The organism is Streptacidiphilus jiangxiensis (assembly GCF_900109465.1).
In the GTDB taxonomy this organism is placed as follows: domain Bacteria; phylum Actinomycetota; class Actinomycetes; order Streptomycetales; family Streptomycetaceae; genus Streptacidiphilus; species Streptacidiphilus jiangxiensis.
In genome coordinates, this window is sequence record NZ_FOAZ01000010.1 from 224114 (window position 1) to 249187 (window position 25074).

Below are 25074 nucleotides of genomic sequence, written 5' to 3' on the forward strand. Positions count from 1 at the left end.
TGGGGGCTGTTTGCTGGTGCTGCGGTGGGGCTCGGTGGGGGTTTGGTGACCACCCGCGCCGGGGTGTGGGGCCCTCCGGCGCGGGTGGCGTTCGTGCGGCCGAGTCGGGGTCGGCCGAGTGGGGGTCGGCCGAGTCAGCCGGGTCAGCCGTTGTACTGGACGAGGATCTTGGTGAAGTCGTACGGGTTCTGCGTGACACTCGAGCAGGCGCCGTCGGCCCAGTAGTGCACGACGCTCGGGTCGCAGGCGCGGTCGCGGTTGACGTCCCAGTAGGAGAACGCCGCTGCGTGGTTGGCCTGGACGTAGCCGAGCAGGTCGGTGAAGGTCGACTGCGTGTACAGCTCACTGGGCTGGTCGGTGTGACCGTTCATCAGCTGCACGGACAGGTGCGACCACGCGGTGGCGGCGCTCCAGCCGTAGAGCGTCTGCAACTGCTGGACGGTGTCGGCGGCGACGGTCTCCGCGGCGGCGGTCTGGGTGCCGCTGTTCAGGCCGAAGTCGAAGTCCATCAGGTTGACCCGGTCGATCCGGGCGCCGTCGTTGATCGCCTGCTGGATCTCGTCGCGCCCGGTCAGCGGGAGGCCGACGGTGGTCGCGGGGATGGTCAGCGAGACGAGCAGGTTCGGGTCCTGGGCCTCCAACTGCTTGATGGCGCCCCATCGGACGGCCATGTTGGAGTCGAGCGCGGTGTTCTCCCAGTCGAGGTCGATCCGGGTGAGGTTGTACTTCGTGATCACCTGCTGGTACGCGGCGGCGAGGGCGGAGGCGCTCCCGCAGGACGAGCCGAGCTCGGTCCCGTTGTACCCGCCGAAGGAGACCGCGACGTCGCCACCGGCCGCGCGAACAGCGCTGATGTCCGCGGCCACGGCGGTGTCGGAGGAGACGGGGGTGCTCGCGTTGCCGCCCCAGGCCGGCGTGCAGCCGCCGGAGTCGAGCACGAAGGCGAGGTTGAACTGGTTCTCGCCGGAGCCGGAGACGATGTCGGAGATCGCCTGCGGCGAGTTGTCCAACGGCATGAAGTAGACGGGGTGGTGGAACCCGGTGTCGACGGGCGGCGGGGTCGCGGTGCTGCTCGCGCTGGCGCTGGCGCTCGGGCTGCTGCTCGCCGAGGCGCTCGCGCTGGCACTCGGGCTGGCGCTGGCGCTCGGGCTGGCGCTCGTCGTGGAGGTCGCGCTCGGCGTTCCCCCGCCGGCGGGGACGGGACCGGTCAGGGATATCTGGTCGGCGCCGAACGTGCCCTGGCCGTACCAGCCGTGGACCCACACGGTCACCGAGGTGGTGCTCGCACCGGTGGTGAAGGTGGTCGACAGGGTGCTCCAGCTGCTCGCACCCGGGGTCCAGGTGCTGGTGTCCGTGGTGCCGGTACCGGTGTCGCCGAGGTAGACGTAGTTGCCCTCGACCTGGCCGGAGAGCGTGTAGGTCGAGCCCGGGACCACGGCCACGGTCTGCGAACACTGCGCGTCGTCCTGCCCGGCGGGCGTCCCGGACAGCGCGTAACTTCCGGCGGCGACAGGACTGCTGACGACCTTGTCGTTGGCCGAACAGCTCCAGCCGCTCAGATCCCCGGTCTCGAAACCACCGTTGACCACCAACTGCCCGCTGGCCGCCTGCGCGGCGCCGCCGACGAGCGCCAGCCCGCCGACCCCGAGCAACCCGGCGGTACACGCCGCGAGCACGCCCTTCACACGTGTGGGATGCCTGTCTTCCATGCCTGCTGCCTCCGCGAGGGACGTCGTCTTCGTACGCCGGCCAGAACCCGTTGCAGTGCCCGCAGCCGAGCTCCCCGGATCCCCACACGAACTCCCGGGTAACGGCTGCGTACGCAGATAAATTGGCCTGGACCAACCCCGACCGTCAAGACCCCATTTGGCAACGTGTCACTTAAGAGCACTTAAGGTTCACCGAATCAGCAGCTCAGAGGCATGGTGGCGCAAACTGGCCTAGTCCTATTGGTCTCAACCACACAGCGCCACTCCAGCCATGTCCAGGCCACCGTCAAGGTGTGACATCCGCTCCCCCAGCGCGTTAGTCCGTATGGGGAACGAAAACGACAGGGGGCGACCATGACCGTGCGGGTGTACACCCGTGAGTACCTGGCCGAGTTGGTCGCAGGTGGCGGGGAGCTTGACGACATGCTCCGCCGGATCGGCAAGGAGCCGACGCGCAACAACCGCCGTTACCTGCGGGAGCGACTGGTGGCCGCCGGGCTTCTCTCCGGCGAGCCACGACGCACCACCGTGTACACGCCCGACCTCCTCGCGGAGGCAGCCGCCGCCTCGTGCAGCTTCGCCGGGGTCGTACGGTTCCTGCAACTGCGCCAGGCCGGCGGGACCCAGGCCCACATCGCGCGGCGCATCCGTGCCTTCGGCATCGACACCAGCCACTTCACCGGCCAGGCCCACGCGAAGGGGCAACGTCGCCCCAGGACCTCCCCCGAGCACCTCCTGGTCCGCCGCCCTTCCCACTCCCGCCGCGTACCGGGTCAACGACTGCGGCGGGCCCTCGGCGAGCTCGGCCGTGCCGATACCTGCGTCGGTTGCGGCACCGGCCCCCACTGGCAGGGACGGCCCCTCTCCCTGGAGGTCGACCACATCAACGGCGACTGGTGTGACAACCGTCCGGAGAACCTGCGCATCCTCTGCCCGAACTGCCACGCGACCACGGAGACATACTGCGGCAGGAACAAGGCGCGCAGGCGAGCGATCACCAAGGCCGGGGACAGCCTGGGCGCCGAGTAGGTAGCATTCCTCCCATGCGGCCGTGGAGAAATGGCAGCCTCGCTGGCCTTAGGAGCCAGTGCGCGTGAGCGCGTGAGGGTTCGAATCCCTCCGGCCGCACGACGTGACGACGGCCCTGCCCCCGACGGGGGCAGGGCCGTCGTTCTTCGTAGCTCAGCCCAGCAGGTCGCGCAGGACCGGGGCCAGGGCGCGGAAGGCCTCGCCGCGGTGGCTGATGGCGTTCTTCTGGTCCGGCGTCAGTTCCGCACAGGTGATGTCGTAGCCGTCCGGCTGGAGGATCGGGTCGTAGCCGAAGCCGAAGGAGCCGACGGGCTCGAAGCGGAGGGTGCCGCGGAGGCGGCCCATCACGACGCGCTCCTCGCCGTTCGGCAGGGCCAGGGCGGCCGCGCAGGCGAAGTGCGCGGCGCGGTGGGGGGCGGCGATGTCGGAGAGCTGGGCGAGCAGCAGCTCCAGGTTGGCGCGGTCGTCGCCGTGCTTGCCGGCCCAGCGGGCGGAGAAGATGCCCGGGGCGCCGCCGAGGACGTCGACGCAGAGGCCGGAGTCGTCGGCGACGGCCGGCAGGCCGGTGGCCTGGGCCAGGGCGTGGGCCTTGAGGAGCGCGTTCTCCTCGAAGGTGACGCCGGTCTCGGCGACGTCCGGCACCTCGGGGAAGGCGTCGGCGCCGACGAGGTCGACCTCCAGGCCGGCCGCGCCGAGGATCGCGCGCAGTTCGCCGACCTTGTGGGCGTTGCGGGTGGCGAGAACCAGCTTGCGCACGGCGCTCACCCCTCCAGGACCTTGCGCTGGATCGCGTCGAGCTCGGCGCAGCCGAGCTGGCCGAGGTCCAGCAGCTGGTTGAGCAGGTCGCGGTCGAAGGGCGCGCCCTCGGCGGTGCCCTGGACCTCGACGAAGCGGCCGTCGCCGGTGCAGACGATGTTCATGTCGGTCTCGGCGCGGACGTCCTCCTCGTAGCGGAGGTCCGTCATCGGGATGCCGTCGATGATGCCGACGCTGACCGCGGCGACCGCGCCGACGATCGGCTCGGCCTTGGCGCGGGTGATCTTCTTGGCCTGGGCCCAGCGCACCGCGTCGACCAGGGCGACGTAGGCGCCGGTGATCGCGGCCGTGCGGGTGCCGCCGTCGGCCTGGAGCACGTCGCAGTCGAGCGCGATGGTGTTCTCCGACAGCGCGCGCAGGTCGATGACGCCGCGCAGCGAACGACCGATCAGGCGGCTGATCTCGTGGGTGCGGCCGCCGATCTTGCCGCGGACGGACTCACGGTCGCTGCGGGTGTTGGTGGAGCGCGGGAGCATCGCGTACTCGGCGGTGACCCAGCCCTCCCCGCTGCCGCGCCGCCAGCGCGGGACGCCCTCGGTGACGCTGGCGGTGCACAGCACCTTGGTGTCTCCGAAGGAGACCAGGACAGAACCCTCGGCGTGCTTGCTCCATCCGCGTTCGATGGTGATGGGGCGGAGCTGTTCGGGGCTGCGGCCGTCGATGCGAGTCATGACACCGACCCTACCGAAACCACACCAAAACACGGGTGGCCTGCCCCCGTGAGTGCGCACGGGGGCAGGCCACCGGTGTCGTACCCCGAACGGGGCAGTCCCATAGGGGCGACGGACCGTCAGTCCATCATGTCCTCGATGTCGGCGGCGATCGGGTCGGCGTCGGTGCCGATGACGACCTGGATCGCGGTGCCCATCTTGACGACACCGTGGGCGCCCGCGGCCTTGAGCGCGGCCTCGTCGACCAGGGAGGGGTCGTGGACCTCGGTGCGGAGGCGGGTGATGCAGCCTTCGACCTCTTCGATGTTGTCGATGCCGCCGAGTCCCGCGACGATCTTCTCAGCCTTCGTGGCCATCTGGTCTCTCCTGTTCTGGGCCGGGAACACCAGTTTTAGACGCAGTGTCCCGGTCTGTCACGTTAACGCACTAATGGCTCAACTTCACGAGCGAAGATCAGCAAGCCACCCGAGGATGTGCACTAACGGGCACGCCTCACACCTAAATGGTCTACACCACTTGCCGGCACGGACCAAACGCGGGGGGAGGAGTCCCGACTCAGCGCCCATGAGGGAGAGGGAGAAGAGTCGAGATGAGTTCGGCGCAGGCTGTCGCAGGCCCCACCGCCTGGCAGACGTTCTACAGCGGTTTGCAGAAGATGGGCCGCAGCCTCCAGCTGCCGGTGGCAGTCCTCCCGGCGGCCGGACTCCTGAACGGCCTGGGGCAACCGGACGTCCTCGGCGCCACCGGGCTCGGCTGGGACAACGTCGCCAAGGTCTTCACCGCCGCCGGCGGTGCGCTGCTGGGTGCCTACATCGGTCTGCCACTGCTGTTCTGCATCGGCGTCTCGATCGGCATGGCCAAGAAGGCAGACGGCTCCACGGCCCTGGCGGCCGTCGCCGGCTTCCTGGTCTACCGCGGCGTGCTCGACGCCTTCCCAACCAAGGACGGCCTGGCCAACCATCTCCCCTATCCCGGCCAGAACCCGGGCGTCCTGGGCGGCATCCTGCTCGGGCTGCTCACCGGCTGGATCTGGCAGCGGTTCCACCGCACCAAGCTGCCGGACTGGCTCGGCTTCTTCAACGGCCGCCGCCTGGTCCCCATCATCATGTCCGGGGTGGGCCTGGTCCTGGCCATCATCTTCGTCAACCTCTGGCCGCCGATCGGCGACGCGCTCAACAGCTTCAGCAACTGGCTGACCCACCTGGGCTGGCTCGGCTCGGGCATCTTCGGCGTCGCCAACCGCCTGCTGCTGGTGATCGGAATGCACCAGCTGATCAACACCTACGTGTGGTTCCAGTACGGCACCTACCACGCGCCCGACGGCCGGACCGTGCAGGGCGACATCCCCCGCTTCCTGGCGGGCGATCCGCACGCGGGCATCTTCACCACCGGCTTCTTCCCGATCATGATGTTCGCCCTCCCCGCCGCCGCCCTGGCCATCGCGCACTGCGCGAAACCGAGTCGGCGCAAGGAGGTCACCGGCATGATGATCTCGCTCGGCCTCACCTCCCTGATTACCGGCGTCACCGAACCGATCGAGTTCTCCTTCGCCTACCTCGCGCCGGTGCTGTACGGCATCCACGCGCTGCTGACCGGCGTCTCGATGGCGGTGACCTGGGCGCTCGGGGTCCACGACGGCTTCAGTTTCTCGGCCGGACTCATCGACTACGCGCTCAACTGGAGTCTGGCCACCAAACCCTGGCTCATCCTGCCGGTGGGGGCCGTCTTCGCCGTCGTCTACTACGCGCTGTTCCGCTACGTGATCATCCGCTTCGACATCAAGACCCCGGGGCGCGAGGACGACGCGGACGAACTGGAGGCGGCGAACACCAAGGAGTGACCTGCACACTCCCCCGTTGACCACAAGGGCCCTTGGGACTGCCGTCCCGAGGGCCCTTTCCTCTTGCCCTGCGCCCGCACCGATGCCCCAGACCGGAATGATCAGTTCCGAAACATCACAACTCCGACACAGGGGCTGGCGCTCCGGTAAAGCCGTGCTAAGAATGGTCTACACCACGTGGTCTAAACCACTGTGATGTAGACCATTACTTCGTTTAGGGAACACCATGAGCGCAACCACCGCCGTCCCGGTGGCCCCCGCAAAGAAGCGGGGCTCGGGCTTCTTCGCCGGACTTCAGAAGGTGGGCCGCAGTCTCCAGCTGCCCGTGGCCGTGCTGCCGGCCGCCGGTCTGCTGATGAGCCTCGGCAACCTGATCGGCACCTACGGCCACGGTGCGTTCTGGACCAAGACCTCGGCCGTGCTGCTCGGCGCCGGCGGCGGCATCCTGGATGCGAAGATCGGCCTGCCGCTGCTGTTCTGCATCGGTGTCGCGATCGGCTTCGCCAAGAAGGCGGACGGTTCGACCGCGCTCGCCGCGGTGGCGGGCTTCCTGGTCTACCACAGCACCCTCGCCGCCTTCCCGGTCAGCGGCTCGGTCACCGCCGCCAACCCGGCGGGCACCCCGCAGAACCCGGGCGTGCTCGGCGGCATCCTGATCGGCCTGATCACCGCCGTCGTGTGGCAGCGCTACCACCGCACCAAGCTGGTGGACTGGCTCGGCTTCTTCAACGGCCGCCGCCTCGTCCCGATCCTGATGGCCTTCATCGGCACGGTGCTCGGCATCGTCTTCGGGCTCGCCTGGCAGCCGGTCGGCGACGCGCTCAACAGCTTCAGCAGCTGGCTGATCGGCCTCGGTGCGGTCGGCGCCGGAGTGTTCGGTGTGGCCAACCGCCTGCTGGTGCCGATCGGCATGCACCAGTTCGTGAACACCTTCGTCTGGTTCCAGGCCGGCTCCTACACCCACGACGGCTCGACCTACCAGGGCGACCTGACCCGGTTCATGCACGGCGACCCGACGGCCGGTCAGTTCATGAGTGGCTTCTTCCCGATCATGATGTTCGGTCTGCCCGCCGCTGCCCTCGCCATCGCCCACTGTGCCCGCCCCGAGCGTCGCAAGGCCGTGATGGGCATGATGATCTCCGTCGCGCTCACCTCGTTCGTGACCGGCGTGACGGAGCCCATCGAGTTCGCGTTCATGTTCCTCGCCCCGGTGCTCTACGTGATCCACGCACTGCTGACCGGTCTGTCGATGGCCATCACCTGGGCGCTCGGCGTCCACGCCGGCTTCAACTTCTCCGGCGGCCTGATCGACTACGTGGCCAACTACCACATGGGCCAGAAGCCCTGGCTCATCCTGCCGATCGGCCTCTGCTTCGCGGTCGTCTACTACGTGGTGTTCCGCTTCGCCATCACGAAGTTCAACATCAAGACCCCTGGTCGTGAGGACGACGACGAGCTCGAGGACCTGACGAAGGCGTAACGCCGTCAGATCTCGTACACCGCGCCCGGTCGAGCCAGCTCGACCGGGCCGTCGTACGTCTCGGCGGCGTCGGCGGCGTTGTGCTCCGGGTCCGTCCACGGAGGGATGTGGGTGAGCACGAGCCGGCGCACGCCGGCCGTCGTCGCCAGCTCGCCGGCCTGGCGGCCGTTGAGGTGGACGTCGACGAACTCCTCCTTGCCGTGCGTGTACGCGGCCTCGGCGAGCAGCAGGTCGGTGCCCCGGGCGAGGTCGACCAACTGCCCGCAGGGCCCGGTGTCGCCGGTGTAGACGAAGGAGCGGTCGCCGTGCGCGACCCGGAAGCCGTAGGCCTCGACCGGGTGGGCCACCTGCGCCGCGGTGATCGTGAACGGGCCGAGCTCGAAGGAGCCCTCGGTCAGGGTGCGGAAGTCGAAGACGCCCTTCATGCCCGGGTCCTCGTCCATGTCGTAGGCACGGGCGAGGCGGGCGGCGGTGCCGGTGGGGCCGAAGACCGGGATCGGGTCCGGGCAGCCCTCGACGCGGTAGTTGCGGGCGACGTAGTAGGCGCACAGGTCGATGCAGTGGTCCGGGTGCAGGTGGCTCAGCACCACCGCGTCCACGTCGTACAGGCCGGTGTACCGCTGGAGCGCGCCGAGGGCGCCGTTGCCCAGGTCGAACACGACCGTGAAGCCGTCCGCCTCGACCAGGTAGCAGGAGCAGGCCGACTCCGCCGAGGGAAAGCTTCCGGAGCTTCCGACCACCGTCAGTTTCATGCCGCGCCCTCCGCATGCTCACACCCACGGCTCCGTTGCCGTGAGGTCGTGAGGTCGTGAGCTACGAGGGTACGGCTGGGGCGGGCCGCTGCATCCGCCCGCCGGGCCGGTTGTGTTCGGAATCACCAGGAAGAGGGCTCCTGGTCCGCGCTCATTGGCGGTTGTGCGGGCGCCGTCGCACCCACGCTCGGATCGTGTCCGGGTACCAGCGCGGCTGTCCGAACGAGGTCACCACGTCCGGCGCCGGGAGGATCCCCTGTCGACGGTACGACTTGACCGTCTCCGGCTGCACACCGATGTGCGCGGCGATCTCCCGGTAGGACCACAGGTCGGAGCTCATGCGGGGCCTCCTCCGTAGGGCGCGGAACTACGGCTGGACTGCGTGGAATCCAGCGTTTTCCGGCCCAACGAGAGGAAGCTCCCGGCATTGGGGGCTGTGGGCGTTCTGTGACGGTTTCAGGGCAGGAAACGGATAAAGAATCCCGCCCCGTCACAGTCTTGGTAGAGGGACGCCTCTGCGCTCGTCTGCGCTCGGGCCCCGCCCTGTCAGGCCCAGAGCTGGCCCTGGAGGGCCTCGACGGCCTGCTCCGTCGTCTCCGCCGTGTAGATGCCGGTGGACAGGTACTTCCACCCGCCGTCCGCCACGACGAACACGATGTCCGCCCGCTCGCCCGCCTTGGCCGCCTTGCGGCCGATGCCGACCGCCGCGTGCACGCTGCAGCCGGTGGAGATGCCCGCGAAGATGCCCTCCAGCTGGAGCAGCTCACGCGTGCGGCGCACCGCGTCGGCACTGCCGACGCTGAAGCGGGTGGTCAGCACCTCGGCGTCGTACAGCTCGGGGACGAAGCCCTCGTCGAGGTTGCGCAGCCCGTAGATCAGGTCGTCGTAGCGCGGCTCGGCCGCGACGATCTGCACGCCGGGGACCTTCTCCCGCAGGAAGCGGCCGACGCCCATCAGGGTGCCCGTGGTGCCCAGCCCGGCGACGAAGTGCGTGACGCTCGGCAGGTCCGTGAGGATCTCCGGGCCGGTGCCGGCGTAGTGTGCGCCGGCGTTGTCGGGGTTGCCGTACTGGTAGAGCATCACCCAGTCGGGGTGCTCCGCCGCCAGCTCCTTGGCGACGCGGACGGCGGTGTTCGAGCCGCCGGCCGCCGGGGAGGAGATGACCTCCGCGCCCCACATGCGCAGCAGCTCGCGCCGCTCCTCGCTGGTGTTCTCGGGCATGACGCAGACCATGCGGTAGCCCTTGAGCTTCGCGGCCATGGCCAGCGAGATGCCGGTGTTGCCGCTGGTGGGCTCCAGGATGGTGCAGCCCGGGGTGAGCCGGCCGGCGGCCTCCGCCTGCTCGATCATGTGCAGGGCGGGGCGGTCCTTGACCGAGCCGGTGGGGTTGCGGTCCTCCAGCTTGGCCCACAGACGTACGAGACCCGCCTCGTTGCCCGGCACCGTCGCACTGAGGCGCGGCAGACCGACGAGGGGGGTGTTGCCGACGGCGTCGAGGGGGGTGTCGTACTTCATCTCAGCGCGCGCCGCCGGCGACGGCGGGCAGGATGGTGACGCTGTCGCCCGCGGCGACCTCGGTGTTGATGCCGGCGAGGAAGCGGACGTCCTCGTCGTTCAGGTAGACGTTGACGAAGCGGCGCAGCTCGCCGCTGTCGACGAGGCGCTCGCGCAGGCCCGGGTGGCGGGCGTCGAGGTCGCTGAAGAGGGCGTCCAGGGTGTCGCCGCTGCCCTCGACGGCCTTGGCGCCGTCGGTGTAGGTGCGGAGGATGGTCGGGATGCGGACCTCGATGGCCATGGCGGGGCTCCAGGGGTGGTCTCGGTGGGAGAGGACGCGCGCCGAGCGCGCGCATTCGTGCGGGCGTCGGGTTCGCTGCCGAACGGGACGGACGACGCTGCGGGGCAGGGCTCAGGCGGCGCGACAGATGGCGCTGGCGAGACGGCACAGGTCGACGTGCAGCCGGGCGACGAGGCGGATGCCGGGCGCGTGAGGGCTCATGTCGACGGAACGCATGCAGGCATCGTATAGATTCCCGACCCCGGAAAGGGATCCCCATCCCGCCAGGCGGACGTTTTCGTCCCACATCCCGATATGCCGGAGGGCCCGGCGGCCTGCGCCGGGCCCTCCGCGCCGCCCGCCGTTCAGCCGTCGACGACCTGGACGTCTTCCTCTGTGATCACGCCGTCCACAATGCGGAACGAACGGAACTGGAACGGGCCCTCGTCAGTGCCGCACTCCGCGGTGGAGACCAGCACGTAGTGCGCGTTCGGCTCGGACGCGTAGGAGACGTCCGTCCGGGAGGGGTACGCCTCGGTCGCGGTGTGCGAGTGGTAGACCACGACGGGCTCCTCGTCGCGGTCGTCCATCTCGCGGTAGAGCTTCAGCAGGTCACCCGAGTCGAACTCGTAGAACGTGGGCGAGCGCGCGGCGTTGAGCATGGGGATGAACCGCTCCGGCCGCCCGGTGCCGGCGGGCCCGGCGACGACCCCACAGGCCTCGTCGGGGTGATCGGCGCGGGCGTGGGCGACGATCGCGTCGTGCAGTGCGCGGGTGATGGTCAGCATGGCCTAAAGGATAGGCAGGCGGGCTGTTGCACCATCCAGGGGCGCGAGGAACTGCGCCGCGCCCCTGGACAGTGCAACCACGCCCGGGAGCCGGGGCTACATCATCGTCTCGATCAACGTCTCCTGCAGGCCCCCCAGCCACAGGTAGGCCATGACCAGCGGCTTGCGCTCGTCCTCGTCCGGCAGGGAGTACAGGTCCTCGTCGTCCTCGGACACCCCGAGGCGGGTGCCGAGCGTGAGACGGAGGTCGTTCAGTGCGCCGAGCGCGCGCCTGCAGCCCTCCTCGTCCAGGGTGAGCCGGAGGTCGCCGCGGCGGGTGTCCTCCGCCGCGTCGATCGCGCGGATCAGCGCGAACGCGTCCTCGCGCTTGCGGGCGCGCAGGTCGTTCTCGGTGAAGCGGCGGAACTCCGCCGAGTGCTCGGCGGCGTCGGGGCCCTCGGCGTACGCGTCGGGGAAGAGACGGGCCAGGGCCGGATCCGCCGGCGCCTTGCTGGGCCCCTCGGCGAAGAGCGCGGCGAGCGGGTCCTCGGGGGTGTCCCCGCCGGGCCCCGGGCCGATCAGTTCGAGCATCTGCACCATGAGGTTGCGCAGGATGGACGCCTCGACGGGGTCGAGGGTGAGCTGCGCGCCGCCACCGCGGGCGCGCTTGAACAGACCGGTCATCGATCGCCCGTCACTTGTCGTGCTGCAGCGTGGCCCACAGCCCGTAACCGTGCATCGCCTGGACGTCGCGCTCCATCTCCTCGCGGGTGCCGCTGGAGACCGTCGCGCGGCCCTTGTGGTGCACGTCGAGCATCAGTTGACGGGCCTTCTCCTTGGGGTAGCCGAAGTACGCCTGGAAGACGTAGACGACGTAGGACATCAAGTTAACAGGGTCGTTGTGGACGATCGTCACCCAGGGAATGTCGGGATCGGGCACCGCGAAGGGCGCCGACTCCGACTCGGTGCGCTCGATCTCCACCGGCGCGACACTCACGGCTGACACTCCTCGTCGACGACCACTGCTGCACTCCCATCCTTCCATCCGGGCGATCCACAAGCGATCCGGGGCCTTCCGGGTGATCCGCCCTGTCCTCCGAGTGATCTGCAGCACGAGAAATCGTCAAACTGACGAGATGGGGGCTACGATGCTGCGCATGGATGCTGCAACGGCGTCGACCGCCCTGCTCACCGACCGCTACGAGCTCACCATGCTGCAGGCCGCCCTGCGCAGCGGTGCGGCGCAGCGGCACTCCGTCTTCGAGGTGTTCACCCGCCGCCTGCCGGACGGCCGGCGCTACGGGGTGACCGCCGGGATCGGGCGGGTGCTGGACGCGGTCGAGAACTTCCGCTTCACCCCCGCACAGCTGTCCTGGCTGGCCGACCAGCAGGTCGTGGACGCCGAGACGCTGGCCTGGCTCGCCGACTACCGCTTCCGCGGTGACATCCGCGGCTACGGCGAGGGCGAGTGCTACTTCCCCGGTTCGCCGATCCTCGTCGTCGAGGGCAGCTTCGCCGAGGCGGTGATCCTGGAGACGGCGATCCTGTCGATCCTCAACCACGACTCCGCGATCGCCGCGGCGGCCTCCCGAATGGCCGCGGCCGCCGGGGACCGGCCGATGATCGAGATGGGCGCGCGGCGCACCCACGAGCGCGCCGCCGTCTCCGCGGCCCGCGCCGCCTACGTCGCGGGCTTCGGCGCCACCTCCGACCTGCAGGCCGGTTTCGAGTACGGCATCCCGACCACCGGGACGGCCGCGCACGCGTTCACCCTGCTGCACGACAGCGAGCGGGACGCGTTCACCGCGCAGATCGACTCGATGGGCCGCGGCACCACGCTGCTGGTGGACACCTACGACCTGACCGAGGCCGTCCGCACCGCCATCGAGGTGGCCGGGACGGATCTCGGGGCGGTCCGGATCGACTCCGGCGACCTGCTGATGCTGGCCCACCGGGTCCGCCGCCAGCTGGACGAGCTCGGCGCGGTGAAGACCCGGATCGTGGTCACCTCCGACCTGGACGAGTACGCGATCGCCGCGCTGGCCGCCGCGCCGGTCGACGCCTACGGCGTGGGCACCTCGCTGGTCACCGGCAGCGGGCAGCCGACCTGCTCGATGGTCTACAAGCTGGTCGCGCGCGCCGCCTCGGCGGACCCGGACGCGCCGCTGGTGCCGGTCGCCAAGCGCTCGGCCGGCGCCAAGGCCAGCCGCGGCGGTGCCAAGTGGGCCGCGCGCCGGCTCGACGGCGACGGCGTGGCCGAGGCGGAGGTCGTCGGCACCGGCCCGGTGCCTCCGGAGCTGCGGGAGAGCCTGCTCCACCGCGAGCTGGTCCGCGGCGGCGAGATCGTCGGCCGCGAGCCGCTGAGCGCCGCACGCGAGCGCCACCTCCGCTCGCGCAACCAACTTCCGCTTTCGGCAACGCAGTTGTCGAAGGGCGAGCCGGTCATCACAACCGAGTACACCGGCGGCTGAACCGGAGGCCGGGCGGGAAGAGGGGCGCGCGAGGGTTGACACGCGGAGATTGCGCCGCAACCACCCCTCGCGCAATCCCCCGCCCCTCCCTACGCTGCTGCCAACAGGACGCACCCGCCGAGGAGAATCACCGCCATGCGCCGCGCACTGATCATCGTGGATGTGCAGAACGACTTCTGCGAGGGCGGCAGCCTGCCGGTCGCCGGAGGCGCCGAGGTGGCCGCCGCGATCACCGACCTGGTCGCCGAGAGCACCGGCGGCTACGACCACGTCGTCGCCACCCGTGACCACCACATCGACCCGGGCGCGCACTTCTCCGAGCACCCCGACTTCCGCGCCAGCTGGCCGGCCCACTGCGTCGCCGGCACCGAGGGCGTCGGCTTCCACCCCAACTTCGCGCCCAGCGTCACCTCCGGCGCGGTCGAGGCCGTCTTCGACAAGGGCGCGCACGCCGCCGCGTACAGCGGCTTCGAGGGCTTCGACGAGAACGGCGTGGGTCTCGGCGACTGGCTGCGGGTCCACCAGGTGAGCGAGGTCGACGTGGTCGGCATCGCCACCGACCACTGCGTGCGCGCCACCGCGCTGGACGCGGCGCGCGAGGGCTTCACCACCCGGGTCCTGCTCGATCTGACGGCGGGCGTGGCCAAGGCCACGACGGAGACCGCCCTGCTCGAACTCAAGGCCGCGGGTGTGGCGTTGACCGGAACGCCGGTCGTCCTGCCGGGCTGAGCCCCAGTGGGGGGAGTTCGACGCAACCGGGCCGCAAGGCGGACCCATGAGGGTCCGTGTCAAGATGCGTGAGCCCGTGCGCCCCCCTGTGCTCCCTTACTCAGGTGAGGGTCGGCTTACCGGCACATGCACCGGGTATCTGCCGTACGAGAGCACGAACCGCCTTGCCGCATCACCCAGTTCGCCCCAGCAAGCGAGTCCCCCGCTCGAACTCTCCCCCGGCGGGCCCCGATCGATCCGTGGCTGGCCCGCAGTCCCGAAGCGAAGGACGGAAACAGCCATGCCACGTCTGACGGTCTCCCAGCTGGCTCTCGGCACGCTCGCCGTTGTCGGCGCCACGGTCGCCCTGCTCGCCCTCTCCGGCACGCAGAGCACTCCGGTCATCCTGCTGCTGGCCCTGCTGGCGCTCGGCGTCGGCGTGCTGGCCGCGGTCCGGCGGGCCAGGCCGCGGCGCGGCTCTGTGGCGTCCCGCGTGGTGGCCCAGGGGCAGGCCCCCGCGGCGGAGGCCATCCCCGAGCCGGAGCGCGTCCCGCGCTGAGCGGCGGCGCCGGCCTCGGACGAACGCCTGAAAGGTGCGGCGCCCCCTGCCCGGGGCGCCGCACCTTTCATGATCACATCCCTGCCCCGGCGACCTCAACGGGCCTCCACGACCACCGTCTTGGCCGCCTTGTCGTGCAGCGCCTGCCGGTAGGGCTGGTCCCAGGTGACCCAGACGCCGTCCACGACCCACCACAGGCACCCGCAGACGATCGCCCCGGGCAGGCCCCACACCGCCGCGCGGGTCCACCCCGGCGACGAGTCCGGGGCGGAGCCGTTCGCGAGCATCGCCACCCGCAGGCCCATCACCTTCTTGCCGAGGGTCTGCCCGTTGGACCGGGTCAGCATCAGGCCCTCGTAGACGAACGCGACCAGCATCGCCGCGAGCGAGCCGACGAAGCTGATCAGCCGGCTGTCGTGCCGGTCGGCGGCCCAGGCGATCAGTGTGATCGGGACGGTGATCAGGATCACGATGACGATGTCCATGGTCCGCGCCGTCAGCCGCCGCCCCAGCGGTGCGAGCGGCGGCATGCCGCCGATCACCTCGGTCGGCCCGCCACCGGGCTGGGTGCCGTAGGGCGGGTGATAGTACGGCCCGCCACCGTCCGGGGGTTCAGACGTCGTCATAGGCAGCAGTGAACCACCCAAGCCGGACATTTTGTCGGATCTTGGGGTGTTTCTTGCGGTGCGTCACCGAGTCAGCGTTTGACGACGTAGGTACCGCCCAGCCTGTCGTGCCAGCTCTGACGGAGCTTCCGATCCGCGGCGCAGGGCACCAGTTCGAGAATGCCCAGGAGCAGGAAGACCAGCGTCTGGCAGAGCGCGGTCCGCAGGAACGTGCGGCCGAGACGCGGGCGCGCCTTGGTGCGGGCGTCCAGGACGCTCAGTCCGAAGATCGCCTTGCCGAGGGTGCGGCCCCAGACCGCGACCGGGATCGTCTCGTACACCACTCCCACCACGAGCAGCGCGGCCAGCAGCAGGCCGGCGTCGGCCAGCACCGTCCCGTCGACCAGCCACACCGTCTGCGGCAGACCGCTGGCGCGGGCGGCGTCCACCTTCGCCTGCAGGTGCAACGTCACCCGCTGCACCAGCACCACGCCCAACACCCCGACGACGGCGTAGGTGACGAGCGTGTCCACGAGCCGCGCCCCGATCCGCGGACCCAACAACGCCGGCCGCACCGCCTTCGGCCGCCGCTGCCCCACCCCGGACGCAGCCCGCCCCGCCCGGGCGCTCCCCTGCCGCTCCGCGGCGGGCTGGGCCTTCTTCGCCTGCGACACCTCCCCCGCGGCCCCGGCCACCGGCGCGACGCGGGGCCGAAGCCCCGATCCAGTCCGCTCGCCGACCGGCTCGGCCGCCCTCGCCGCGGACGCGGCGGGCGCGGCGGGCGCGGCAGCGTGCGAGGCCGGCTCCTGCCTCGGCTCGGCAGCGCGTCGCGGCGGCCACTCCAGCGGCGGCCCCATCTCCGGGACGCCCGCCCGCGCAGCGGGGCCGGCACCGCCCTCGGGAGCCGGGGCCTCCGAACCGATGACGCGCTGCGACGCGTACGCGTCCGACCCCGCCGGCCCCGGGCGCGCGGGCGGCTGCGCAGCACCGTCCTCGCGCAGCGCCGACGCGGCATCACGCCGGGGCGGCCACTCCAGCGGCGGCCCCATCTCCGGCACACCGGCCCGCTCACCGGGCCCCTGCACATCCCCCGGAGGGGACGCCCAGGCCGGCGACGCCCCCGCGTACAGCTCCGGGACACCGGCCCGCGCAGCGGGGTCGGCCACGGGCACGGTCCCGCCCTCGGGAGCCGGGGCCACGGACCCGATGGCGCGCTGCGACGCGGACGGGTCCGGCGCCGGGGTGGGGGTCTCGGGCCGGGGTGCGGGGGTGGTCCAGTGGGCGGTCTCGTAGTGCGCCGGGGGCGGGAGTTGGGCGCGGCGGGTCTGGGAGAGGGCGAGGCGGAGGGCCGAGGCCAGTTCATCGTCCGGATCGGCCGCGACCGCAGGCGCGGCCGGCACGACAGGGGCGGGGTCCTGACCCGGGACGCCCCAGGTGACGTGCTGGGGGACGGCGCCGGTCTCCAGCAGGCCGGGTTGGGCCTGGGCGGACCAGACCGAAGGGGTCGGCTCCGGCGGGACGATCAGCCGGGCGGCGCCGGTCTCGTCCAGGAAGACGGGCCCCGTCTCCTCCACTGCCGCGGGCCGTGGCGGCGGGGGCGGGGCCACCCGGACACCGCCGCGCGCGCCGACGCGGGGCGGGGGCGGGAGCGGCGCCCCGTCCTGCGGCGCGGGCCGCGCACTGCCGGGGGTCCAGGCGTCCCCGTCCCAGTAGCGGACGAAGCCGGGGATGGAGGGGTCGGGGTAGTAGCCGGGCGCGGGGCGCTCCGCGGGGGGCTGAACCGTCATAGATAGCTTTCCCGCTTCATCGGTGCAGGTGCCTGGTCGGCGTCGGCCGGCGTCGGCCGCGCGTCGGTGGAGTGGAGGGGCTCCGAACACGACGCGTCCTCGCCGTGTCACAAAGAGTAGTACCGCGCTCACGGAACTCACGCGAAAAACCTCGCGAAACCGGTGTAAGAGCGGGAAGCGAACCCTGTCTCTCCTGGTGACCCCGCCCGAAGGGGCGCGCGCACGAACGAGAGCACGAGAGAGGGAGCACCCCATGGCCGCCGCCGACCGCAACGAGCGCCACGACGACTACGCCGCCGACTTCCGCGCCGAGCACACCGCGCTGGACGGCCACACCTGTGTGGAGGAGGAGCTGACGGTGCAGCTCGTGCTCTCCCCCGAGCGCAGCCTGCCGGTGCCCGCACTCCTGGCCTACTGCTCGGACGACCCCTTCGCCGTCCACGTCACCTTCCACCTGGGGCAGGACTCCCCGGTGACCTGGGTCTTCGCCCGCGAGCTGCTGGTCGAGGGCGTCTTTCGGGCCTGCGGCACGGGGGACGTGCGGATCTGGCCGACGCGCGCGGACGGGCGCAGCCTGATCTGCCTGGCGCTCAGCTCCCCCGCCGGTGAGGCCCTGTTGGAGGCGCCGGCCGCGCCGGTCGCCACCTGGCTGGAACGGACGCTGCGGGTGGTGCCGTCGGGGTCCGAGACCGACGCGCTGGACCTGGACGCGGAGCTGGCCGCGCTGCTGGGCAGCGCCTGATCGCTCTCGAGGGGAAGGGCGGGAAGGTCAGTGCCGCGCCGTGGCGCGGGGATGGTCCCCCAGGGCCGACGCCCCGCGCCCCTGCGGCGTCTGCGGCGCGTCCGGCACCGGAACGGACAGCCGTCGCCGCACCCGCACCGCGACCAGCGCCAGGAACGCCAGCCCGAACACCGGGTACACCGACGCGGAGGGCTCGAACCAGTACGACAGCCTCACCTGCCCCGACCAGGCCTTGTGCGGGACGAACCACATCGCGAAGGAGCAGAAGCACACCGCGGTCGCGGCCAGCACGATCCGCCAACGCCGGCCCGCCCACCCGGCGCGGCCGCGGCGGCGCTCGTCCCGTGCCTCGGCGCCGAGCAGCACCAGCAGCGGCACGCACCAGACCCAGTGGTGGGTCCAGCTGATCGGGGAGATCAGCACCATCGTGAACGCCACCGTCAGCCCGGACCAGGCCCGCGCGCGTCGCATGCCGGCGCATCGCCGGTCGATCAGCACGGCCAGGGCCAGGCCGACCACGGCGACGACCGCGACGAGCAGCAGCGTCGAGACACCCGTGTGGGTGCTGAGCAGGAGGCGGTCCATCATGCCGCGCAGCGACTGGTTGTCGACGATGTACTCCAGGCCGACCCGGGTGGTGTCGTAGAGCTCCTTGGTCCAGAAGTCCCAGCTCGCCCCGGGCAGGACGAGCAGGCCGACGAGCATCGTCGCGGCGCAGGACGCGGCGGCGGTGGCGGCGGCGCGGAAGCGGCGGGTCAGCAGCAGGTAGAGCACGAAGATGCCGGGTGTGATCTTCAGTCCGGCGGCCAGGCCGATCCCGACGCCCTTGAGGCGGCTGCTCTCGGGCAGGGTCAGGTCCCACAGCACCAGGGCGAGGATCAACAGGTTGATCTGGCCGTAGCGCAGCGTCGTCCAGACCGGCTCCAGCCAGACGCCGAACCCGGTGATCAGCAGGACGGCCGCCGGCCGCAGCGGACGGCTGGGCCAGCCGACCAGGCGGCACGACAACGCCGCGACGACGGCCAGCTCGACGAGGTTGACCAGGGTGACGATCACCCGTAGCGCCCCGAACGGCAGCAGCGCGGCGGGCGCGAAGAGCATCGCGGAGAACGGCGGGTAGGTCGCGGGCAGCGCGTAGGCGCCGACGCGCAGCTGGTAGAGGTCGTGGCCGTGCGCGACGGCGGCACCCTCGGCCTGGTAGACCATCGCGTCGACCATGGAGACGTGCGAGAGGTGCCGCAGCACCGCGTAGAGCAGCAGCGAGGCCAGCGCGGCGAGGCCCGCCCGCGTCGTGGCGCGGCGAGGCGCCGTGCGGACGGCCTCGATGACCCGATGGACGGTGGTCACGCAGAACTCCTTCTCGACTTGCTCGCGTGACACCAACCAAATCACACGCCGTACGAACGACGAGACCGGAGTGCCCCGAGTTCCCTCGGTTCACTCCGGCCCCGGCCTCGCGCTTCCCGGTTTCGGCCCTTGTTCAGCCCTTGTAGGCCCCGAAGGCCCGGGTGAAGTCCAGCGGCTGCTGGACGATGCTGCTGCAGGTGGCGTCGGCGTAGGACTTGGCCCCGCCCGAGCACGCCTGGTCACGTGTCGCGGACCACATCGCCAGCCAGGCGAGGTGCTTGCTGCTCGCGAACTGCGCGAGCTGGGTCGCGTCGGCGACGGTGACGACCTCGGTGTTGGTGTCGTTGACGCCGATCATCGGGGTGACCGCGACGTGCTGCCAGGCGGTCGCGTCGTCCCAGCCGAAGATCGACTTGAGCTGGGCCTCGGTCGCGGTCGCGGAGTCGATCGCGTACTGGCCCATCTTGCCGCTCGGGCTCGGCGCCGCGCCGTCGCCGTAGTCCATGGCCATCACGTTGACGGCGGAGACGGTGACGCCGGCGCTCTTCGCGTTCTGCAGCAGGTCCGTGCCGGACTGCACCAGGCCCGAGGGCAGGACGGGCAGGGTGAACGAGACGTCCAGCGCCTTGCCCTTGGCCTTGGCCGCCTGCTGGAGCTGGGCGATGGCCTGGTCGCGACGGGTGATCCCGGCGGTGTCGGACGTGGCCGCGCCCTCGACGTCGAAGTCGATCTTCGTCAGCCCGTAGGTGTCGATCACCTTCTGGTACGCGGCGGCGAGCGCGCTCACGCTCGTGCAGGAATCCGCGAGCTCGGTGCCGTTGGCCCCGCCGAAGGAGACCCGGACGTCCCCGCCGAGCGCGCGCAGCGCGCCGATCTGGCCCGGCACGCCGTCGTTGGTCAGCGCGGAGACGCCGCCCCACTCCGGGTTGCAGTTGCCGCCGTCGGTGATGAAGGCGAGGTTGAAGTTCTTCACCCCCGTCGCCTTGGCGGTGGCCACGATGTCGTAGGCCGGGTAGAGGGAGGTGTCCACGTACGGCGAGAAGCCGGCGCCGGTCGCGGTGCCCGTGCTGGACGCGGACGGCGTCGGCGTCGGCGTGGTGGTCTTCGTCGCGGTGGGCGTCGGGGTCGGGGTCGACACCGGCTTCGTCGGCGTCGGGCTGGCGGTGGTCGGCTGGCCCGACGGCGTCGGGGCGGAGCCGGTGGAGCAGTCGGCGCCGTTGATGGTGCAGTTCGTGGGCGCGCCGGAGCCGGTGACCACGAACCCGACGACGGCGTGCTGGTTCGACGCGAGGGTGCTGTCCCAGGACGCCGGGGTGACCGTGACGTGGCCGCCGCTGGCCGTGTAGCTGGCGTTCCACAGCGAGCTGATGGTGGCTCCGGCCGGCAGGTCGAAGGTCAGCTTCCAGTCGCTGATCGAGCCGGCGGTCGGGTTGCTGACGTCGTACTGACCGCTGTAGCCGCTCCCCCAGTCGCTGGTGGTCGAGTAGACGGCGCCCACGCCCGCGGCGTTCGCACCGACCGCGAGGGCGACACCACCACCGACGAGCAGCACGGTCGCGACGGCGGACGCTCCGAGGACCGCGCGGCGGCGCGGGGCTCGGCGGGAACGACGGGCGTGGTTCGACATGCGAGGGACCTCCACGATCGGGAACAGGCCGAGGGACCGCGCGCCGGTGCCTGGCCCCTGGTGGGGAAGGGGCAGCCGGGAAGCGCACGAGCGGGTTGGTTGACGCCCTGTCACCACCGACGCCGCGGTCCGTCGCCGAGGACGCTAGCCCGTCCGAGGGAGCGGAAGGCCACTACTCAGATGGAGGTAGAACCCACTTAGGGGCCTGTTAAGGAACGGGGCCCAGTTGCACTCCCCCAGGGGCGCGAGGAACTGCGCGACAGGCCCCCGACATGCAGAAGGTCCTCAACGCGCAGGGCCATCCGCACGCCGTCGGTTTCTCGCGCAGTTCCTCGCGCCCCTGGGCGGTGCAACTAGCGCCGGGCCCGACGCCTCGGCGCCGGCACCGCGGAGCGCTCGTGCAGGAGCCGCACGCGGATCTCCGTGCCGCCCAGCACGGACCTGCCCACCGCGACGTCGCCGCCCGTGCTCTCGGCGACCCTGCGGACGATGTCGAGGCCCAGGCCCGTCGAACCGTCGCGTTGCGCGCCCGCGCCGCGGCGGAGGGCGAGCTCGGGATCGGGGATGCCCGGGCCCGCGTCGGAGACGAGGACGATGACGCCGTCGCGGGTGCCGTGGACGTCGATCGAGAAGGCCGTGCCCTCCGGGGTGTGCCGGAAGACGTTGCCCAGCATCGCGTCGAGCGCCGCCGCGAGGTCCGCACCGGGGACGGGGACGGAGACCGGGCGTTCCGCGCCCGCGAGTTGCCAGGGACGGCCCTCGTCCTCGGCGAGCGCGGACCAGAACTCGGCGCGGTCGCGGATCACCTCCGCCGCGTCGCAGCCCACGGCGGCGGGCGCACCCTCCGCGCCGGGCGCGGACCCGCGTCCCCGCACGGCGCGGATGATCTGGTCGACCTCGCGTTCCAGTTGGGCGACCGCGTGGCGGGTCTGTTCGGCCGCGTCGCCCTGGCCGAGGGAGGCCGCGTTGAGGCGCAGCACGGTGAGGGGGGTGCGCAGGCGGTGGGAGAGATCCGCGGCGAGTTCGCGTTCGGCGGCGAGCAGCCGCACGACGCGGTCGGCCATGGCGTTGAACGCCGCCGCGGCCTCCCTCAGTTCGCGCGGACTGCCGTCCGCCTGGGGGACGCGGACGGCGAGATCGCCCTCCCCCAGCGCCTTCGACGCCGCCGCCAGGCGTCGGGCCGCGCCGACGATCCGGGTGCCGAGGCGGTCGGCGACGGCCACGGAGATCAGCACCAGCGTCAGCGCGACGCCGCTCAGCACCAGCCAGGCGGTGGTGACACCGCGCGTCAGCTCGGCGTCGGGGATGAAGACCTCGATCACCGCGACCCGGCCGTCGTTGACGGCGACGGGTTCGAGGTAGGCGTAGCCGCCGTCCACGCCGGTGGTGCCGCTGCGGCCGTTGGCCGCCGCCGCGGTGACGGCGTCGGCGCCGACGCGCTCGTGGCCGACGGTGTCGAAGCCGCTGCCGGTGCCGCCCCGGGGCACGTGGAGGGCGATCAGACCGGCCGCGCCGTCCTGCGTGCTGGCGAGGGCGCGGGTGAGCGCCTGCTCGTCGGTGGTGATGGCCAGGGCGGGGCCGAGGGTCGCGGCCTGCCGCTCCGCCGCGGTGAAGGCGCGCTCACGGGCGGTCTCGCGGACCATCAGGCCGAGCGGGATCAGGAAGGCCAGCGCCACCATCGTGGTGACGGCGACGCAGACCTTGAACAGGGCCCCTCTCATGTCAGACGTCCGCCGGGACGTCCAGCCGGACGCCGACGCCGCGCACGGTGTGCAGGTAGCGCGGCTGGGAGGCGGTCTCGCCGAGCTTGCGGCGCAACCAGGACAGGTGCACGTCGATGGTCTGGTCGGTGCCGTAGGGCTGGCGCCAGACCTCGGCGAGCAGCTCGCGGCGGGAGACGACCACGCCGGGGCGCCCGGCCAGATAGGCGAGCAGGTCGAACTCGCGCCGGGTCAGGTCGAGTTCGCGGCCGTCCAGGGTGGCCTCGCGGCGCTGCAGGTCGATCCGCAGGCCACCGGTCTGCAGCAGCTGGCCGGCGGGGCCGGCCGAGCCGGCGCGGCGCAGCACCGCGGCCATGCGGGCGGTGAGGTGCTCCACCGAGAAGGGCTTGACCAGGTAGTCGTCGGCGCCGTCGTTGAGCAGGCGGATGATCTCCGTCTCCTCGTCGCGGGCGGTGGAGATGATGACGGGGGTGTCGGTGAGGCCGCGGATCATCTTCAGCGCCTCGCCGCCGTCGAGGTCGGGCAGGCCGAGGTCGAGGATCACCAGGTCGCAGCCGACCTGGGCGACCTCGCGCAGCGCCTCCAGCGCCGTGCCGACGCTGCGCACGGCGTGACCGGCGTCGCTGAGGTGACGAATCAGAGCGGACCGGACAAAGGGATCGTCCTCGACCACGAGCACTGTTGCCATGGGCGTGACGGTAGTCCATTCGGGTGGGTGGTCTGTACCTCCTGAGCGCCCTTCGAGACGGGCATACTGACCCGGTGCGAAGAGTGCTGGTACAGACGGCGGCCTGGGCGGCGGCCACGGGCGCGGCGGTCTCGGTGTCCTGGTTCGGGGTGCATCGGGTGCTGGCCGACGACGGCTACCAGCAGCCCAGCGCGCTCGGACTGACCGTCGCCGGCTCCGTCTCGCTCTCCCCCGCCCCGCTGCCGACGACGATCGGCACCGCGACGCAGCTGCCGCAGTCCCCGACCGCGACGCCGACCCACCGCCCCACACCCGGCCACAGCCGCAGCACGACCCCGAGCCCGTCGTCCACCCCCTCGGCCGACGCGACCGGGAACGTGCGCAGTTACACGCCGCCCGGCGGACGCATCGTCGTCTCCATGGGCGCGACCTCCGCCGAACTGGTCTCGGCCACGCCGAACAGCGGCTGGGGCATGCACGTCTACACCGGTGACCAGTGGCTGCGGGTCGACTTCACCCAGGGCAGCACGGACTCGATCTTCTACGTCACCTGGAACGGTCACCCGCCCATGGTGCAGACCTGGCCGCCTCAGTAGCCGCGAGAGCGGTGTGTCAGAAGAGCTTGCCCGGGTTCATGATCCCGAGCGGGTCGAAGACCGCCTTGACCTGCCGCTGGACCTCCAGCCCGACCGGGCCGAGCTCACGGGCCAGCCACTCCTTCTTGAGCAGCCCCACCCCGTGCTCGCCGGTGATGGTGCCGCCCAGCTCGAGGCCGAGCGCCATGATCGCGTCGAAGGAGGCGCGGGCGCGCGCCGACTCGTCCGCGTCGTCGGCGTCGAAGACGACGACCGGGTGGGTGTTGCCGTCCCCGGCGTGCGCGCAGACGCCGATGGTGAGCCGGAACTCCTCGGCGATCCGCGCCACACCGGCCAGCATCTCCCCCAGCCGGGAGCGCGGCACCGCGACGTCGTCGATCATCGTGGTGCCGAGCCGGTCCAGGGCGGGCAGCGCCAGCCGCCGGGCCTCGAGCAGCAACTCGGACTCGCCGCTGTCGGCGGCCGGGACCACCTCGGTGGCGCCCGCCTCCCGGCACAGCTCGCCGACGGCCGCCAGGTCGGAGGTGGGGTCGAGGCTGTCGAAGCCGACCAGCAGCAGGGCCGCCGTCGAGTCCGGCAGGCCCATCTGCGCCATCGCGTTGACGGCGCGGACGGTCGTGGTGTCCATCAGCTCCATCAGCGAGGGCACGTGCCCGGCCGCCATCACCGCGCAGACCGCCGCACCGGCGGCGTCGGTGGAGGGGAACTCCGCCGCCAGCACCAGCTGCGGCGGCGGCGCGGGCCGCAGCGCCACGACCGCCGCGACGACGACACCCAAGGTGCCCTCCGCGCCGACGAACAACCGCGTCAGGTCGTAGCCCGCGACGCCCTTGGCGGTGCGACGGCCCGTCCGCAGCAGCCGCCCGTCGGGCAGCACCACGTCCAGGCCGAGCACGTACTCGGCCGTCACGCCGTACTTGACGCAGCACAGCCCGCCCGCGCCGGTGCCGATGTTGCCGCCGACCGTGCACGACTCCCAGCTGGACGGGTCCGGCGGGTAGCTGAGCCCGTGCCGGGCGGCGGCCCGGGACAGCTCCGCGTTGACCACACCGGGCTCGACGACCGCGATCCGGTCGACCGGATCCAGCTCCAGGATCCGGTCCATCCGCAGCAGCGACAGCGCGATGGCGCCCGCACTGGCGTTGGCCGCCCCGGACAGCCCCGTGCGCGCGCCCTGCGGCACGACCGGCACCCGCAGCCGCGTCGCGGTCCGCATGACGTGCTGGACCTCCTCCACCGTCCGCGGGAAGACCACGACGGCGGGCGGGGCGGAGTCGCAGAACCCCGCCATGTCCTGCTGGTAGGCGGCGGTGACGTCGGGATCGGCCACGACGGCCGCCTCCGGCAGCCCCTCGCGCAGCTGGTCGACCAGATCGCTCATCCGC

General features: G+C 71.7%; 27 protein-coding genes and 1 tRNA gene. 9 read left to right on the forward strand and 19 right to left on the reverse strand.

Going from position 1 to position 25074, the window contains the following annotated elements; all coding sequences use genetic code 11:
* Window positions 1-143 precede the first annotated feature (143 nt).
* On the reverse strand, window positions 144-1709 hold the full coding sequence (locus tag BMY61_RS20700) for a carbohydrate binding domain-containing protein (RefSeq protein ID WP_042459138.1): 1566 nt from the start codon (window positions 1707-1709) through the stop codon (window positions 144-146).
* A gap of 354 nt (window positions 1710-2063) precedes the next feature.
* On the opposite strand from BMY61_RS20700, the gene BMY61_RS20705 reads away from it, so the two are divergent.
* Both BMY61_RS20705 and BMY61_RS20710 read left to right on the forward strand, forming a co-directional pair.
* Window positions 2064-2738: an HNH endonuclease signature motif containing protein gene (locus BMY61_RS20705; RefSeq protein WP_042459141.1), complete on the forward strand. Its 675-nt coding sequence runs from the start codon at window positions 2064-2066 to the stop codon at window positions 2736-2738.
* 16 nt (window positions 2739-2754) lie between these two features.
* Window positions 2755-2837: transfer RNA gene (locus BMY61_RS20710), tRNA-Leu, on the forward strand.
* A gap of 54 nt (window positions 2838-2891) precedes the next feature.
* Here BMY61_RS20710 and rdgB read toward each other — a convergent pair.
* From rdgB to BMY61_RS20725, 3 genes are all read right to left on the reverse strand, one after another.
* The gene (rdgB, locus tag BMY61_RS20715) at window positions 2892-3494 is read right to left on the reverse strand and encodes an RdgB/HAM1 family non-canonical purine NTP pyrophosphatase (protein ID WP_042459199.1); all 603 of its coding nucleotides are present in this window, start codon (window positions 3492-3494) and stop codon (window positions 2892-2894) included.
* 5 nt (window positions 3495-3499) lie between these two features.
* A complete protein-coding gene (rph, locus tag BMY61_RS20720; RefSeq protein ID WP_042459142.1) occupies window positions 3500-4225 on the reverse strand; it encodes a ribonuclease PH in 726 nt (241 codons plus the stop codon).
* A 119-nt stretch (window positions 4226-4344) separates the two neighbouring features.
* Entirely contained in the window at window positions 4345-4581 is a 237-nt protein-coding gene (locus BMY61_RS20725; RefSeq protein WP_042459144.1) for a PTS sugar transporter subunit IIB, read from the reverse strand.
* A 233-nt stretch (window positions 4582-4814) separates the two neighbouring features.
* On the opposite strand from BMY61_RS20725, the gene BMY61_RS20730 reads away from it, so the two are divergent.
* Together BMY61_RS20730 and BMY61_RS20735 are read left to right on the forward strand one after the other, a co-directional pair.
* Entirely contained in the window at window positions 4815-6065 is a 1251-nt protein-coding gene (locus tag BMY61_RS20730) for a PTS transporter subunit EIIC (RefSeq protein WP_042459147.1), read from the forward strand.
* 226 nt (window positions 6066-6291) lie between these two features.
* Complete coding sequence (locus BMY61_RS20735) at window positions 6292-7545, forward strand: PTS transporter subunit EIIC (protein ID WP_042459149.1); 1254 nt, start codon at window positions 6292-6294, stop codon at window positions 7543-7545.
* Window positions 7546-7550: 5 nt separating this feature from the next.
* Here BMY61_RS20735 and BMY61_RS20740 read toward each other — a convergent pair whose 3' ends face one another.
* The 8 genes from BMY61_RS20740 to clpS form a co-directional block, all read right to left on the reverse strand.
* Window positions 7551-8297, reverse strand: coding sequence for an MBL fold metallo-hydrolase (locus BMY61_RS20740; RefSeq protein ID WP_042459152.1), 747 nt, complete (start codon window positions 8295-8297; stop codon window positions 7551-7553).
* A 151-nt stretch (window positions 8298-8448) separates the two neighbouring features.
* The gene (locus BMY61_RS20745) at window positions 8449-8637 is read right to left on the reverse strand and encodes a MarR family transcriptional regulator (RefSeq protein WP_042459155.1); all 189 of its coding nucleotides are present in this window, start codon (window positions 8635-8637) and stop codon (window positions 8449-8451) included.
* A 206-nt stretch (window positions 8638-8843) separates the two neighbouring features.
* The gene (locus BMY61_RS20750) at window positions 8844-9812 is read right to left on the reverse strand and encodes a PLP-dependent cysteine synthase family protein (RefSeq protein ID WP_042459158.1); all 969 of its coding nucleotides are present in this window, start codon (window positions 9810-9812) and stop codon (window positions 8844-8846) included.
* A 1-nt stretch (window position 9813) separates the two neighbouring features.
* Window positions 9814-10092, reverse strand: coding sequence for a MoaD/ThiS family protein (locus BMY61_RS20755; protein WP_042459161.1), 279 nt, complete (start codon window positions 10090-10092; stop codon window positions 9814-9816).
* A 111-nt stretch (window positions 10093-10203) separates the two neighbouring features.
* A complete protein-coding gene (locus tag BMY61_RS48625) occupies window positions 10204-10308 on the reverse strand; it encodes a putative leader peptide (RefSeq protein ID WP_342342530.1) in 105 nt (34 codons plus the stop codon).
* A gap of 128 nt (window positions 10309-10436) precedes the next feature.
* Window positions 10437-10859, reverse strand: a complete 423-nt coding sequence (locus BMY61_RS20760; protein ID WP_042459164.1) for a M67 family metallopeptidase — start codon at window positions 10857-10859, stop codon at window positions 10437-10439.
* Between the two features lie 96 nt (window positions 10860-10955).
* A complete protein-coding gene (locus BMY61_RS20765) occupies window positions 10956-11522 on the reverse strand; it encodes a DUF2017 domain-containing protein (RefSeq protein WP_042459167.1) in 567 nt (188 codons plus the stop codon).
* 10 nt (window positions 11523-11532) lie between these two features.
* Window positions 11533-11883 carry an ATP-dependent Clp protease adapter ClpS gene (gene clpS, locus BMY61_RS20770; RefSeq protein ID WP_042459202.1) on the reverse strand — a complete coding sequence of 117 codons (351 nt, stop codon included), beginning with the start codon at window positions 11881-11883 and terminating at the stop codon, window positions 11533-11535.
* A gap of 112 nt (window positions 11884-11995) precedes the next feature.
* Here clpS and BMY61_RS20775 point away from each other — a divergent pair, with 112 nt between their 5' ends.
* From BMY61_RS20775 to BMY61_RS20785, 3 genes are all read left to right on the forward strand, one after another.
* Complete coding sequence (locus BMY61_RS20775) at window positions 11996-13309, forward strand: nicotinate phosphoribosyltransferase (RefSeq protein WP_174514577.1); 1314 nt, start codon at window positions 11996-11998, stop codon at window positions 13307-13309.
* A 135-nt stretch (window positions 13310-13444) separates the two neighbouring features.
* Window positions 13445-14038: an isochorismatase family protein gene (locus BMY61_RS20780; protein ID WP_042459174.1), complete on the forward strand. Its 594-nt coding sequence runs from the start codon at window positions 13445-13447 to the stop codon at window positions 14036-14038.
* Window positions 14039-14318: 280 nt separating this feature from the next.
* Window positions 14319-14576, forward strand: a complete 258-nt coding sequence (locus tag BMY61_RS20785; protein ID WP_052439468.1) for a hypothetical protein — start codon at window positions 14319-14321, stop codon at window positions 14574-14576.
* Window positions 14577-14671: 95 nt separating this feature from the next.
* Here BMY61_RS20785 and BMY61_RS20790 read toward each other — a convergent pair whose 3' ends face one another.
* Together BMY61_RS20790 and BMY61_RS20795 are read right to left on the reverse strand one after the other, a co-directional pair.
* A complete protein-coding gene (locus tag BMY61_RS20790) occupies window positions 14672-15202 on the reverse strand; it encodes an RDD family protein (RefSeq protein ID WP_052439469.1) in 531 nt (176 codons plus the stop codon).
* Between the two features lie 71 nt (window positions 15203-15273).
* Complete coding sequence (locus BMY61_RS20795) at window positions 15274-16968, reverse strand: RDD family protein (protein ID WP_075004001.1); 1695 nt, start codon at window positions 16966-16968, stop codon at window positions 15274-15276.
* 253 nt (window positions 16969-17221) lie between these two features.
* Between BMY61_RS20795 and BMY61_RS20800 the strand changes: the two genes are divergently transcribed.
* Window positions 17222-17710, forward strand: coding sequence for an SsgA family sporulation/cell division regulator (locus BMY61_RS20800; RefSeq protein WP_082015606.1), 489 nt, complete (start codon window positions 17222-17224; stop codon window positions 17708-17710).
* 27 nt (window positions 17711-17737) lie between these two features.
* On the opposite strand, the gene BMY61_RS20805 is transcribed toward BMY61_RS20800, so the two are convergent.
* The 4 genes from BMY61_RS20805 to BMY61_RS20820 all read right to left on the reverse strand — a co-directional run bounded on the left by BMY61_RS20805 (window position 17738) and on the right by BMY61_RS20820 (window position 23093).
* Entirely contained in the window at window positions 17738-19057 is a 1320-nt protein-coding gene (locus tag BMY61_RS20805) for a glycosyltransferase 87 family protein (protein WP_052439454.1), read from the reverse strand.
* Between the two features lie 133 nt (window positions 19058-19190).
* Window positions 19191-20684 carry a glycoside hydrolase family 18 protein gene (locus BMY61_RS20810; protein ID WP_042458824.1) on the reverse strand — a complete coding sequence of 498 codons (1494 nt, stop codon included), beginning with the start codon at window positions 20682-20684 and terminating at the stop codon, window positions 19191-19193.
* A gap of 353 nt (window positions 20685-21037) precedes the next feature.
* Entirely contained in the window at window positions 21038-22405 is a 1368-nt protein-coding gene (locus BMY61_RS20815) for a sensor histidine kinase (protein ID WP_042458827.1), read from the reverse strand.
* 1 nt (window position 22406) lies between these two features.
* Window positions 22407-23093 (reverse strand): response regulator transcription factor, encoded by a 687-nt coding sequence (locus tag BMY61_RS20820; RefSeq protein ID WP_075004002.1) that lies wholly within the window; start codon window positions 23091-23093, stop codon window positions 22407-22409.
* Between the two features lie 74 nt (window positions 23094-23167).
* On the opposite strand from BMY61_RS20820, the gene BMY61_RS20825 reads away from it, so the two are divergent.
* Window positions 23168-23689, forward strand: a complete 522-nt coding sequence (locus BMY61_RS20825) for a hypothetical protein (protein ID WP_042458833.1) — start codon at window positions 23168-23170, stop codon at window positions 23687-23689.
* A gap of 16 nt (window positions 23690-23705) precedes the next feature.
* Here the strand turns inward: BMY61_RS20825 and BMY61_RS20830 are convergent, their stop codons facing one another.
* Window positions 23706-25070, reverse strand: a complete 1365-nt coding sequence (locus BMY61_RS20830; protein WP_042458836.1) for an FAD-binding oxidoreductase — start codon at window positions 25068-25070, stop codon at window positions 23706-23708.
* Between the last annotated feature and the right edge of the window lie 4 nt (window positions 25071-25074).